Here is a 13,927-nt window from a genome sequence, read left to right on the forward strand (position 1 = left end):
GTGATCGTGCGCTCACGGTACGCCGCATCGTTCACGTCGTTCGAGCCGCGCTTCAAGACCACCACGTTGCCGTACGAGTCCTTGAGCGTGATCTGCTCGTTGCCGCCGTTGACCGAGGCGTCCTTCACGCTGGTGGCGTCCAGCGGGCTGTTGACCCACTGCGTCACCTTGAAGTGCTGGATGAACTTCGTGGACACGTCATGCGTGTACAGGTTCGTGATGTACGCCGCATAATCGTTGCGACCCTGCCAGCCTTCGAAGTCCTTCATGTTGTAGCCGCCGAGCAGCGGGGAGTTGGCCGCCTGCCCGTACGACGGGTAGTCGCCGACCCAGCTGTCCTTCTGGTGGTTGCGCAGGAAACGCATCACCTGCGAATTCTCACCCTTCATAGCGGCACCACCATAGGTGAGGTCCGCGGCCCAGTGTTGGAATGTGGCGTCATACTCGTTGCCGGCACCCCATTCGGTGGTCATGCGCCAACCGTTCTGGTTGATCATCTGGCTCATCTTGCGGGTTTCCCACGAGTCCTCAGCGCCGGAGGTGTTGTTGCCCCACACGTCGAGGTAGATGAAGTCCATCTTGTCGCCGACTTCCTTCTTCAGCTCCGCGAAGCGGGACTTGCGGGAGTTGGAAGCGAGGTCGTAGATGCCGTCGATGCCAATGCTCTGATCGAGCCAGTTCCAACCGTAGCTGAGGCCACCCTCCGCTTTACGGCGGACCATGTCATCGTTGAACGCCTTGGCTTCGGGGTACATCTCGGACGCGTTCACATGGATGCCGATGCGCGCGCCATACTCGGCCGCGCCCTCCATCAGCGTGTTCATGTCCGCCGCACCGCCGATGCGCTGGCCGATGTCGCCGTAGTCCGGGTGACCGGAGTCGTGGCCCTCGTTGCCATAGCCCTTGAGCAGCACCGACTGGCCGAGGCCATCCGTGTTCAACGCCACCTTCTTGACGTTGTCCAGCGTGGTGAGGAACGGGTTCTGCGCCTGCGAGCCGAAGTTCATGGCGATGCGCCACGAGACAAGCTCAGGCACTTCCTCGGACTTGTACGGATTGTTCATGATGTCGCGGTACGCGATCGCGCCATCCTCCCAGTTGATCTTGCCGTCCTCGTTCGCGTCGCCGGTGATCGCCACCGCCATCTTCGGCATATCCGTCTGCTCAACGGTGTAGCTGCGGCCCTTGGTGTCGGTGACGGTGCGATGGTAGTAGTACGGTGCAGTGCCAAGACCGAGCGATGTTGCGGCGCCGACCTTTTGCGTGTTGGCGAGCACACGGGTGTTCTTCGCACCACCGGCGACCACAGAACCGACGGCGGAGCCGTCATGCTCCGAGTTGGACCACAGGCCGGCGCTCAGGCCGCCACCGGAGATGAATCCGTAGGTGTAGTCCTGCTCGTTGGAGGTGGTCTTGTCGGTCACGTCGTAGTTGGTGTCGCCGACCTTGTTGGTATCGGACGACATGCGCGCACCGGTGAACTGTGCGGCATCCTGATTGGAGCGCACGGAGATGAGGCTCTGGTTCGGGAAAGCGATCGTCTGGATCGCGTTCTCCTCCACGTTGCCGTTCTTCTTGGCGATGTTGTTGACGACCTTCGTCACGTTCATGTGCAGCTGGTTCGCCTTGACGGTGATCTCCACGGTGAGCACCGCGTCGATCTTCTTCGCCGTATCCTTCAGCGTCAGCTCATACGTGGCCTTCGTGTCGGAGTTCTTCGTGAACTTGACATCCGAGTCCTTGAGCGTGAGATTCGTGCCGTTGATCGCGACCGTGCGCACGTCCTTCGGCTGGCCGTACATGATCTTGCCGTCCAGCTTCGTCATCGTGTACTGCAGGACCGACGGGAAGTTCTTCTTGATCGCGACGGTCATGTCGGCGGTCTTCAGATCGACTGTCTCGACCGGGGCGGTCTCGTTGAGGGTCACGTCCTGGCCGGTGAGGTTGCCGCCCTTCACGGTCACGGTCTTGGTGGCGTCATCGTAGCCATCCGCGGACACGGTGATCGTGTAGGTGCCGTCGGCGAGATCCTTGAGCGTGTACGCACCCTTGTCGTCGGTGGTGACGCTCTGGTCGCCGACCGTGACGGTAGCGCCCTTGAGCGCCGCGTTGTTCTTGCCCTTCACGGTGCCGGAGACCGTGTACTTGACGACCGGGGCGGTGCTGGCGTCCTTGATGTACACGTTCGTGTACTCGCTGGACTGCCAACCGCCAGCCTTGACGGCCAGCTTGTTGGTCAGGTTGGTCATCGCGGAATAGTCGACGTCAAATGCCTTGGTGCCATCGACGGTGAGCGTAGCGACCTTGGCGTCGGTCCACGTGATCTTCACCTTCGTTTCTGCGTTGGCCGCAGGCGCCGCGACGCGAGCGCCCTGATACCAGCTGCCATTGCCGCCGCCGGTGTAGGTCTGCCAGAACCAGCCGTCCTTGTCGTAGCCGATGAACAGACCGCTGCCCGGATCGGTGTAGCCGAGGTAGAAGCCGAACCGGTTCAGCGCACCTTCCTGCGGCGACTTGACCGTGGCCTCATAGGAACCGGCCTTGGTCAGATCCACAGTCGTGGAGCTCACGGCGACAGTCGGGAACTTCGTCTTGTCACTTGCAGAGTTGTCTGCGGAACTACCCGCCTGAAGATGGGTCCAACCAGCCCAATCGCCAGAGCCTGCCTCCAACGTGCCGGCGGCGGTGTTCGCGTCAAGCGTCCACCCGTTCACGGCGGCGGTCTCATCAGCCGTCGGCGTGACATCGTTGTTCTGCGTCAACGTCTGAACCGCGAGATTTCGCAGATCCTCCGTCGACGGCGGCGCCGCGACGGCTGTGCTCGCACCCATCGAGGTGAGAGCCATCGCCACCGTCACCGCTATCGATAACGCGCGTCTTCTCATATTTCCTTTGTTTCCTTGTCTCATCTTCGAGGTGCCGCGAAACGGGGAAGGACTCGGGTTTCGAGTGCACGCCCCAACTGTTCACGGCATGCCGATCGTGCAGATGACTCACGAACGGCACCTTCAACGTTCAATGCTAACACTCTTAACAAAAAGACTCAATTACCCGCGCGTAACAAAGGATGCGGGCTCCTTCCGTCAATCTCCGGCTGGCTTCCCCGCCAACCCGCGACAGCCCCCGACCACCTCCGCCAGCATGATCCAACAATTAAAGACGTGCTCTGCACGCAGCCAGATGGCTCGACTATCGTCGAGCAATGTTGCCTACAAACAGCTCCGCTATTTGCCCCAAGCAACGCTCATCAGAGGGGACGTCACCACTCAGATGATTGCGAGACGAACCACCAGGAACATATCTTGCAGTTGTGTGTACCGATCGGCGCATACAAGGCGACACGGTTTCCGGGCAAGAATCCTATAAACGTTGCAATTCCACCATTATGGAATATCAACAGCACGACGGGAGTCGCTCATATTCTCCCGATTGGCAACCACCGGCACACACAACTGCAAGATACCGTACAGATCAAGCCCAAACCGCAGGCACAGACCGCTTACGCCGATGAGCCATTGCCCGGCACCGCCCTACAGCAACACCACATCCAGCACAACCCCGCAGCTCCAGCGAACTCTCAGGAAACACCTCGGCAACATCCACGCGAATCCCTCGAAATCCCCAAGCCAAGCGGGTTTACTCATAGTTGTCAGCCGGAAGGCGGCAGCGAGATCACAGATCACGCGCCGCGGCCAATCCGCTGACGAGGCAGACTCGAAGCCCCATAACCATAACTGAACAATCCATAACTGAACCCCTTCTTCTTTCCTCTTCCTCTTCCTTTCAGGCCCGACGGTTCCCTTCCCGCCGGGCCTTTTCTTTCTGTCGGCGCCCAGTCTCCGCACCGCGCGGCGCATATCCGCATCCGCACCCGCACGCACGCCCCCGCAGCACACACGCAGCACGCCACGGCAAGCCAACAACACACAAAAAGCCCCCCGCACTAACATGTGCGGAGGGCGGTGCTTAAGCTCAGACTTTACTGCTTCGGCTCGCCGACACCGGCGAACCATTCAGCCTGAAAGGGTTCCGGACGCATCCGGAACGAGTCACTCGGCGACGACCTTCACGAAGAAGGACGCGGTGATCTCCGGGTGCAGGGCGGCCTTGACCGGGAAGTCACCGACGGACTTGATCGGCTCGGTGATCTCGATGGTCTTCGGGTTGACGGTGGCCTTGCTGCTCAGGGCGAGCGCGATCTGATCGGCGCTGATCGAGCCGAACAGCTTGCCGGACTCGGACACCTTGGCGGCGATCTCGACGGTGGTGCCCTCGATGGCCTCCTTGGCGGCGACGGCATCCTCGCGGGTGGCGACGGCCTTGGCGAGGCGAGCGCGCTTCATCTGCTCGATCTGAGCCTGAGCGCCCTTGCTCCACGCGAACGCGTAGCCCTGCGGCAGCAGGTAGTTGCGGGCATAGCCGGCCTTGACGGTGACGATGTCACCGGAGTGGCCGAGGTGGGCGACGGTCTTGGTGAGAATAACTTTGGATTCAGCCATGATTCAATCCTCCTGCAACTCAGCGGCCGGACGTGGCGTACGGCAGAAGAGCCATCTCGCGGGCGTTCTTGATCGCCTTGGAGATCTCGCGCTGCTCCTGAACGGAAACGCCGGTGATACGACGGGAGCGAATCTTGCCGCGATCGGAAATGAACTTGCGCAGCAGCGCAACGTCCTTGTAATCGATCTCGGTGACCTTGGCGGCCTTCAGCGGATTCGGCTTCTTCTTGAACGGCTTGACCGGCGGTTGCGGCCTCTTGCGTGACATAATGTCTCCTTATAAAACTGTTGTGATATTCATTGCTTATGCTGATCGCGCTGCGTGCATAGCCGAGCGGCGCATCGGATCCGAATTCAGCAATAATCAGAATTCCGGTTCGTCACCGGAGCCGCCGCCGAAGTCGGTGCTGCCGCCGAATGACGAGAATCCACCATCATCGCCGCTGCCGGAAGCCCACGGATCGGTGGCCGGAGCGCTCTGCTGCGCGGCCGAGGCGCCGCCGGAATACCCGGCACCGCCCTGATAGCCGGCGCCACCGGAGTAGCCGCCGTTGCCGCCGTGGTTCTGCCCGCCGTTTCCGGCGTTGCCGCCAGCATGACCGGCATTGCCGCCGTTGCCGTACCCGTTGTTGCCATAGCCGCCGTTGCCGGCGTTGGCGCCACCCGTGTAGCCGCCACCGTTGTAGCCGCCGCCATAGCCGCCGTTGCCGGCGTTGGCGCCGCCGTCATTGCGACCGGCGAATCCGCCCTGGCTGGTCTGACGGGTCACCTGGGCGGTGGCGCGCGTCAGCGACGGGCCGATCTCGTCGACGCGAAGCTCGACGACCGTGCGCTGAGAGCCATCCTGCGCCTGATAGGAGCGCTGGGACAGGCGTCCCTGTGCGATCACGCGCATGCCCTTCGACAGGCTGGCGGCGATGTTGGACGCCAGCGAGGAGGTGCGACCGTCCCACGCCGAGCAGTTCATGAACAGCGTGTCGCCGTCCTCCCACTGGTTCGTGTTGCGGTTGAACGTGCGGGTGGACGCGGCGATGGTGAAATTCACCACCGTCGAGCCGCTCGCAATGGTGCGCAGCTCGGGGTCGCGAGTGAGGTTGCCGACCACGGTGATAATCGTTTCGCCTGCCATGGCGTGCCTTCCTTAGCGGTGCGCGCTGCGTGCCGTCGGCTGCGAATGTGCCAAGCGGTTCGCTCGGCGGCTCGCAGAAGGTCGGCGCAGCGGCACGATTCGTTGGAATAGTGCGGTTTTGCTGGATTTTGCTGGATTTTGCTGGATTGATGATGCGGATCATTGATGCCGATTATCGATTGCGCAGACCTTGCCCTGCGGCCAAGTGCGCAATCTCGGTAATCGTCGCAATCAGCATGGTTCGGAACGTGAGCGCGCATCGGAAACGATGCGATCGCGCCCGAGTGGAGGTTGTTTACTTGGCGTCCTTACGAAGGATCTTCGTACGGATCACGGACTCGTTGAGGTTCAGCACACGGTCGAGCTCGGCGCTGGCATCGGGCGTAGCGGTGTAGTTGACCACAACGTAGTTGCCCTCGGTCTTGCCGGCGATCTCGTAAGCGAGCTTGCGGCGTCCCCAGATATCGGGCTCCTCGTAGGAACCACCATCCTTGGTGACGAGCTCCAGATACTGCTCGGTCAGATTCTTCAGACCACGCTCATCCAGCTCAGGATCGGCAATGAACATCAGTTCGTACTTATGCGCAGACATCACCCACCTCCTTCGGACTATTCGGCCACGGACCTTCCGTGGCAGGAGTGTGTATGCGTTAACGCCCGCGGATTGCGCCGCAGGCAACCCGAGAATGATAACGCGAGTCGCGGACAGCGTGTTGCGGGTGCCTGCCACTCGCCCGCCTCACGACAGATCAATCGCCATGCAGTCGTTCGGACCGTACTTTTCGCGCGTGCACCAGCTGCTGGCATCGTCGGCGCTGTCGAAGCTCTCGCCGGAGAGGATCACATAATAATCGGTCGTGCCGCTCTTCTGGTAGGTCGGGTAATCGCCGGACCACAGCAGCAGCGCGCGCGGATTCTTCGCTCTGAGCTGAAGGAACTGCTGGTAGATGTCGCGATAGTGCCACGTCTTGCCGTCGGCTTTCATACCGAGTTTCTTGCTCGACAGCTGCGTGGTGACCGTGTCGTAGAAGTCGCCGGCGTCGGCGGAATCGTTGTCTTTCTGCCAGCTGAGCGCCACCTGCGCGTTGGATTCGATGTCGTCGTCGGGCAGATTCGCGCCGCCCATCGCGCCGCCGACCGCCGCCGCGGGCTCGCCGTTGGGCTGCTGGTCGTCCTGGATGACGACTTCTGCGGTGGATGCGTCGATCTCGTCGTACGGACGCCAGTACTGCATCGTGGTGAACGCGACCTTGATTTCGGCGGTGCCGCCGGTGGTGGTGGCGGTGGCGGTGCCATCAGCGGTGCCATCAGCGAAGTCGATCGGCTGCTTGGAGAAGTCGAAGATGGCGGATGCGACCACGTCGTCGTCCTTGATGGTGATTTTCACGTTGGGTTGGGCGTATTGCGTGGCGCTGGCTGCTTTGGTGCGGGAATCGGCGCTGTCGGGGTCGGTGCTGTCGGAATTGCCTCGGTCGGAGCTGTCGTCAGCTGAGGTGCCACCGGTTGAGGCAGCGTCGCCGCCGTCTGTACCGCCGTCGCTGCTGCCGTCGCCGCCATCGGTTGCGGCATTGCCGCTGGAGCTGCCGTCGCAGTTGGAGGTGACGCTGAGCGTGGCGATCAGCGTGGCACCGCTGTGGTCGATGGAGGACACAGTGGCGTCGGGCAAGGCTGTGCAGGGCGCGGATTTGGCGGATTTGTTGGATTTGCCGTCGGCGCTGGCGCCGCCGTTGCTGCCGTCGCCGCCGTTGTCGTTGGCGTCGGCGTCGGATTGGGCGCTGTTTGAGCTGCCGTTTTGCGATGATGCGGTGGCGGCGCTGTCTTTGCGCATGAGGAACCACCATGCGGCGAATCCGCTGCCGACGACGAGCAGTATGGCGAGGAGGATCGCGGTAATGCGCACGGCGATTGAGGAGCCGGCTGACTTAGTTGATTGGGTGGATTCCGCTGATTTGACGGTTCCGGGAGCGGCCTTGGGCACTTCAACCGGGGCAGCTACCGGAGCGGTGACTTGAGCGCTGGATACGGCGGCTCCAGCGGTGACCGGAGCGGGCTGCGGTGAGGCGGCGGCGATGGGATTTTCGGCATATGGTTGATTCGCGGCTGCGGGGATGCCGGCCGTCTGCGCGGCGCTGGGGGCGGCCAGCGGCGGCTGCAACGGTTGGGGCGCGGCAGCGGAAGGGGCGATCGCAGCTGCTGCGGTTGGCGACATGCCGGATTGATTGCTGACGGCAGATGCGACTTGGGTCAAGCGCGCGGACTGGACCAGCGAGTCGTTGCCGGGGTATGTGGCGGCATACGAACGACTTGTACCGGCTGCTGCCGGCGCATCGGCGATAGTCCCATCCATGATGGTGGCGCCGTCGCCGTCGTCGAAGTCAGCGGATGCGATTGAGGCAGATGCTGGCGGTACGGATGATATTGGTACCGGCGGTGCAGGCGCGATTGGGACGGACGAAGCAGTCTGCACTGTTGCAGCCGGTACGGATGCCATTGGGATGGACACGGCCGGCATGGACGTCGGGGTTTGGAAAGAGGTCGGAGCAGCGATTGGAGTGGTGGGAGCGGGCCTCGGTACGGCAGATGATGCGAGCCGTGTGCCGCATCCTTCGCAGAATCGCATCGTCGCATCAACCGGATGCCCGCATACCGGGCATTTCAGCGGAACGGACGCTGCTGGTGAGGCAGCTGACTCAGCCGCATTCCGCGCCACCTCCGCAACGCCCGCCGAAACCGGTCTCGGCGCGCCGCACAGCTGACAGAACTGATCATCATCCCCCATCAGCGCCCCACACCTACTACACCGCATCGCCCGCTCCTCTCTCGCGCGTAGAAGACCCAGACCTATAGAAGACCCGCAGCCCCTACGCGATCACACACCAAGTATCTCACCACTTGGCCCGGGGACAAAGGCAATTAATGTTTCAGCTCGCGCCTACCCGCAGCGGTGCCGGCGCGATTGCCGAGCAGTCGCGCCGCGCAATCGCCCACGAACCAGATTAATTCGCCGAATGCGCGCTGCTTTACTAAAGCAGTCGCGACATGCTTGACAAGCGACATGCCTTCTCCTCCCATCTTGGCATTGTGCAACAGCTTCTGATGCTTTGCAATTTCGCGCCCCATCGCGTAGTTGCGGTTGTATTGCTGCTTCCATGTGAAGTTATGCGAATGCACCACGCACGCGTCTGCGTCATATGCGATCGAGTATCCCGCATACAGGAACGCCGCCGCGATAAACATGTCTTCATTCGTTGTGATCGGGTGCTCGAACCCGCCTACCTCAAGATATGCGGAGCGACGATACGCAGAACATACGTCGGTCGCGAAGAACGCCTTGATACCGTATGCGGGAATATCTTTGGCGCTACGTATATGAGATTGAGCCGGATAGTTGAACTGACGCACGAGTCGCTCGGACGGCCGCGCATCCGAGCGAGGAATCTGGCGACCGGACACCATCGCGATGTGCTCGTCGGTAAAAGGTTTAAGTATATTTTCTATATAGCGCGTATCTGCCGGCAGAGCATCTTGCGTGAGGAACAACACGAAGTCGCCCTTGGACTCTCGCAAGGCCATATCGCGCGTGCCACCATGGTCAAAAACCTTGCGTTGAATCGAAATCACCCGAATGTCAACACCGCACCCAGTATGATTGGCAGCAAACTTACGCACTCGTTCCGCGGTGTTGTCAACAGACGCAGAATCTACCACGATGATCTCATCTGGGCGGCGCGTCTGTTCGAGGCATTGACCAAGCGAAGTGATGACTTGCTCACCTGGATTCAATGTGGGGACGATCAATGATACAAAGGAATGGTACATATTGGGTGCATTTGTTTCCATAGATATCAATTATGCATGAAAAATGGTAAACGGCGCGACGAGTGCACGAGGCTTAGGCGTCATCCGTTAAGAATCAATACGGAACTAGTATGGTTCTAGCATGATCCATGTTCAAAGGCCCCTGTCCGATATTTGCATTGCCTACCGACTACTTGTTTCCGATCAATAACAATGTGTATTGGTTAAAGGGATTCCATGATGTCAAATATGATGGTAGAATCGATGGGGTAAATTGTAAACCTAATAAAAATCTATTAGTAAACGTAGTAAGAGTGGTGAGAAGTGCGTATTCATTCTTTGAAGTTTAACGCGTTGATGAATATGATCCTGACTTCATCGTCTTTTATTTTCCCACTTATTACAGTTCCCTATGTTTCCCGTGTATTAAATCCTGCCGGCATAGGCGCTGTAGCCTTTGCCCAGAGTATTATTAGTTATTTTTCCCTAGCGGCATTGTTGGGAATTCAGATGTACGGGGTGCGTGCATGCGCACAGGTTCGAGATGACAAAGTCAAGCTTTCTCAAACGGTCGAGGAGCTGATACTAATTCTTGTATTGTCCACAAGCATGGTGTTCGTGGCCTATCTATGCACACTCTTTTTTGTACCTAGATTTACAGCCGACCGTCCATTATATCTGATGTTTAGCCTTGCATTGTGGCTAGCGTCATTTGGTGTCGAGTGGTTCTATCAGGCCATTGAACAATACACATATATTACAGTTCGTAGTATTATTGTCAAGATTATTGGACTTGCATTAATGTTTGCGTTTGTTCACGAAACATCGGATTATCGGATTTACGGCTGCATTATTATTTTCACAGGCTACGGTTCCAATATTTTGAATATGATCAGATTGAGATCACTGGTCACATTTGTTCCGTTTTCCCAACTGAATATCCGTAGACATTTTAAACCAATGCGTTTTTTTCTGATCTCGAGTATATCTTCAGGAATGTATGCACAAGCAGACATGGTTATGCTTGGATTCTTATCCCATAATGACGTGGTAGGTATTTATCAACTTGTTGCCAAGGTCAAAAATATTCTAGTATCTGCCGTTAATTCAGTTGTCAATGTAATGCTTCCCAGATTGTCATATTATGCAAAAAACTCAAAAACAGAGTATAAATCTCTTATGTTAAAAAATATTGAATTTGTTCTATTATTTGCATGTGCAGGCATCGCTATTGCTACATTATGCCCTGAAGCCATTATTAACATTATAGCCGGCGACCAGTATAGGGATGCAGCAATTCCTCTGTTATGCATTCTACCAGCCTTATTATTAGTCTCGTTAAACACTGTTCTATCACAATACCTAATATCATCCGGTAAAGAACGACAATATGCGATCATCAACTTCGTTGGATTGATATTCTCGCTGATATACAGCTGTTTACTTATCCCACCATTAGGTGCAGTGGGCGCTGCATTAAGCTGCACATTAAGTGAATTAACGGCACTCATTGTACGTTTTTTGTGTGCACATGACTTTATTGTCAGCATAATTAAAAACAATAAATTATATCACGCACCAGTTGCAACAATTACATCTTATTTGATTATCGAAATCGTTCATATCTTTTGGTGGCCACGTTCTAGCTTTCTGCAAATTACGATTGTAGGGATGCTATTCACTCTTCTATATTTGATTGTGCTTTTCCTAATGCACGATGAAACCATAGTTAACATCGCGACCTCTTTTCAGCACAGAGTACTTAGAAAAGAATGACATTGGAACAAATTGTGATAAGACTACAATATGCAAACACTTAGAAGTTGCACGTCAAAAACAAGATATCGAAAGACTAAATCAATATTTTTAGTTTTGGTCTTTTGCCTTTTTTTATAACCAATGAATATCAGTTATGACAAAAAGGTCTAACCGACAATATTTAAAATCAATTGTATAGTCCACAAAAAGGAATATCAAAAAATGCAATCACAGAGAAATTCAAGCATTGAAACATTGAGAATATTGTCAATGCTTATGATCATTTCACACCACTTCATTGTTTTGTCTCAAGTTAAAACTCTCGAGCTCCCAATTTCTGTGAATAAGCTATTCTCTGATCTATTATTGCGACCAGGGGGGAAAATAGGTGTTACCGTATTTTTCTTAATATCAGCATATTTTCTGTGCCAAGAAACCGTGAACACCAAAAGAAATATAAAAAGAATTGTTGCGCTGGATGCGCAAATGCTATTCTACAGCTTATCGATCACTTTCATCTTTTTAATACTAGACTACAAGCTTGTCAGCACAACAACTATCGTGCAGTCTTTCATACCTCTTATAAGTCGAATGTGGTGGTACCCTACTAGTTATATAATTTTTCTGTTATTATCTCCTTTTATAACTGTTTCCCTAAGGCGCATAGGTAAAAAAAATCACTTTAATCTAGTATTGATTGTTTCGTTTTTATGGGGACTCATTGCAGGACTATTACCCAAAATATATCTCGACCTTTCAAGCCAAAATATGATTATTTTCTGCTATCTGTATATTCTCACTTCCTTTTACGTATGGTACCTAAAACCTGTATCTAGGAGATTCTCACTTACGCTAATCGGACTTGGACTATTCTTAATATGGAGTAATATCTTAGTCTGTAGTTATTTATATCAGAAAACAGGTTCAAGCTTATTTCTGCATTTGGAAGATTCATTCATTTCTCACGAGTGGAAACTGCCCGTTGCCTTTACAGCATTTGGACTATTTTCATTATTCGTTTCATTTCAATATTACTCTAAATCTATTAATGTAATTGCAAAATGCACATTCGGTGTTTTCCTAATTCACAATCATCCCGTTTCATCCTCTTTTCTTTCCCACACTCTTTTCAACATGAGTAACACTTTTAATAGGATTAGTTATCCATTGATTGCAATTTCTATAATTTTACTAGTCTTTATTTTATGCATTCTTATTGATTTAATAAGACAGCAGATTTTTAAGATTACTCTGGATCGGCATATCAATTACATAACTGCTGTTATTTTTAATACTCTATTTGTACTAAAACACAGAATACAACAACTAATGTATACTCATGAACTCTAATATATCTTATAAACTATTCTAGAGTTTGCATTATAACGTCTTATTTTGCGCACATGAATATTTGATTTGCTGAGCAAGTTGGTTATTGCGGTTCGGCACCGCTTGCGGGTTTGGTTGTTTTTGGTGTTTGGCACCGGGGTTATTGTGGTTCGGCACTGATTGGGTTAGGCTCCTTTCACCCATGCGATGGGCGCATGGGTGAAAGGAGTGCCGACGATGGTACGCAGGATCAAGGCGAAGCTCGTGCCCGGGCAGGGGCGTGGTCGGGAGCGTGTACGAGCAGCCGGATTGGGTGCATGTGCACCGCGAACTCGGCCGTATGGGCGTCACGTTGCGGCTGCTGCATGCGGAGTACGTGGATTCGTGCCTGACGGGCGGGGTGCCGTTCATGGGGTACGACCGTTTCTGCAAGCTGTATGCCGAGTACGTGCGGCGTCTGGGCGTCACGTCGAGGGTGGAGCGCAAGGCCGGGCGCACGGTCGAGGTCGACTGGGTCGGCGCGACCGTGCCGGTCCACGATCCGGCCGCCGGCGAGATGTTGAGGGCGTTTCTGTTCGTCGGCTGTCTGCCGTTCAGCCGCTACTCGTTCGTGAGCGCGGTTGACGACACGCGCGAGTCCTCGTGGCTCGACTGCCATGTGCGCATGTTCGGGTATTTCGGCGCGGCGCCCGCCAGGATCGTGTGCGACAACCTCAGGACCGGGGTGACCGGCCATCCCAGGGACGGCGAGATCGTGTTGAACGACCATTACCGGAACCTAGCGGAGCACTACTCCACGGCGGTGCTGCCGGGCCGGGTCAGGAGGCTAGGGGACAAGGCCGGCGGCGAGAATCTCGTCCTGCACGCCGAACGCGCCGTCGTCGGCGCGATGCGCGATCGCCTGGTTCGGCTCGCTCGACGAGCTGAACCAGGCGATCCCCGACTGGCTCGACGCGTACAACGTCGCCCTGTTCCAGAAGCGCGAGGGCGGCCGGCTCTCCTCGTTCATGACGGAGGAGAAGCCCGTGATGATCCCGCTTCCGGTCGTGCCGTACGAGACCGGCGAACGGATCGGGCCGAGGAAGGTCGCCAGCGACTGCCACGTCGTCTACAGACGCAACCGGTACTCCGCGCCCCACCGTCTGGTCGGCTGCATGGTGGAGCTGCGCGAGACCAGCGACGCCTTGGAGATCTGGCACGGCGGCGAACGGGTCGCCGTCCACCGCCTGTTCGACGCCGGACAGTCGAACCGCTCCTCCACCCGTGACGCGGACCTGCCCGACAAGGCCCGGTGGAGGGAATGGGACGAGGGGCGCGTGCGTTCCTAGTGTATTGCTTCAATGTTTGTTCGGCGGGTTGAGCGGTGTTTTTCCGCAGTGTGGGCTGATGGTTTTCCTCGGTGTCGTCATCGTTT

At 55.9% G+C, this 13,927-nt stretch carries 11 protein-coding genes and 1 pseudogene; 3 read left to right on the forward strand and 9 right to left on the reverse strand.

The window, feature by feature from the left end:
* The 8 genes and pseudogenes from EHS19_RS09525 to EHS19_RS09560 form a co-directional block, all read right to left on the reverse strand.
* The coding region (locus EHS19_RS09525) for an endo-alpha-N-acetylgalactosaminidase family protein (RefSeq protein ID WP_151917522.1) at positions 1-2,885 on the reverse strand (2,885 nt) is incomplete at its 3' end.
* A 1,164-nt stretch (positions 2,886-4,049) separates the two neighbouring features.
* A complete protein-coding gene (rplI, locus tag EHS19_RS09530; protein WP_151917523.1) occupies positions 4,050-4,499 on the reverse strand; it encodes a 50S ribosomal protein L9 in 450 nt (149 codons plus the stop codon).
* A 19-nt stretch (positions 4,500-4,518) separates the two neighbouring features.
* Positions 4,519-4,767 carry a 30S ribosomal protein S18 gene (gene rpsR / locus EHS19_RS09535; RefSeq protein WP_125967576.1) on the reverse strand — a complete coding sequence of 83 codons (249 nt, stop codon included), beginning with the start codon at positions 4,765-4,767 and terminating at the stop codon, positions 4,519-4,521.
* A 96-nt stretch (positions 4,768-4,863) separates the two neighbouring features.
* Positions 4,864-5,628: a single-stranded DNA-binding protein gene (gene ssb, locus EHS19_RS09540; protein ID WP_151917524.1), complete on the reverse strand. Its 765-nt coding sequence runs from the start codon at positions 5,626-5,628 to the stop codon at positions 4,864-4,866.
* Between the two features lie 295 nt (positions 5,629-5,923).
* A complete protein-coding gene (rpsF, locus tag EHS19_RS09545; RefSeq protein ID WP_151917525.1) occupies positions 5,924-6,220 on the reverse strand; it encodes a 30S ribosomal protein S6 in 297 nt (98 codons plus the stop codon).
* Positions 6,221-6,367: 147 nt separating this feature from the next.
* On the reverse strand, positions 6,368-7,975 hold the full coding sequence (locus EHS19_RS11470; protein WP_241677195.1) for a hypothetical protein: 1,608 nt from the start codon (positions 7,973-7,975) through the stop codon (positions 6,368-6,370).
* Between the two features lie 246 nt (positions 7,976-8,221).
* A pseudogene (locus tag EHS19_RS11585) lies at positions 8,222-8,434 on the reverse strand (zinc-ribbon domain-containing protein); the annotation flags it as partial.
* Between the two features lie 107 nt (positions 8,435-8,541).
* Positions 8,542-9,468, reverse strand: coding sequence for a glycosyltransferase family 2 protein (locus tag EHS19_RS09560; RefSeq protein WP_241677194.1), 927 nt, complete (start codon positions 9,466-9,468; stop codon positions 8,542-8,544).
* 315 nt (positions 9,469-9,783) lie between these two features.
* On the opposite strand from EHS19_RS09560, the gene EHS19_RS09565 reads away from it, so the two are divergent.
* Together EHS19_RS09565 and EHS19_RS11785 are read left to right on the forward strand one after the other, a co-directional pair.
* Positions 9,784-11,202: a flippase gene (locus EHS19_RS09565; RefSeq protein ID WP_151917526.1), complete on the forward strand. Its 1,419-nt coding sequence runs from the start codon at positions 9,784-9,786 to the stop codon at positions 11,200-11,202.
* Positions 11,203-11,406: 204 nt separating this feature from the next.
* A complete protein-coding gene (locus tag EHS19_RS11785; protein ID WP_151917527.1) occupies positions 11,407-12,534 on the forward strand; it encodes an acyltransferase family protein in 1,128 nt (375 codons plus the stop codon).
* Positions 12,535-13,339: 805 nt separating this feature from the next.
* Here the strand turns inward: EHS19_RS11785 and EHS19_RS09575 are convergent.
* Positions 13,340-13,522 (reverse strand): hypothetical protein, encoded by a 183-nt coding sequence (locus EHS19_RS09575; RefSeq protein ID WP_151917529.1) that lies wholly within the window; start codon positions 13,520-13,522, stop codon positions 13,340-13,342.
* A gap of 19 nt (positions 13,523-13,541) precedes the next feature.
* Here EHS19_RS09575 and EHS19_RS10860 point away from each other — a divergent pair, with 19 nt between their 5' ends.
* Positions 13,542-13,841: a Mu transposase domain-containing protein gene (locus EHS19_RS10860; RefSeq protein WP_421745571.1), complete on the forward strand. Its 300-nt coding sequence runs from the start codon at positions 13,542-13,544 to the stop codon at positions 13,839-13,841.
* Positions 13,842-13,927: the final 86 nt, after the last annotated feature.

The organism is Bifidobacterium jacchi (assembly GCF_009078285.1).
Lineage (GTDB): Bacteria > Actinomycetota > Actinomycetes > Actinomycetales > Bifidobacteriaceae > Bifidobacterium > Bifidobacterium jacchi.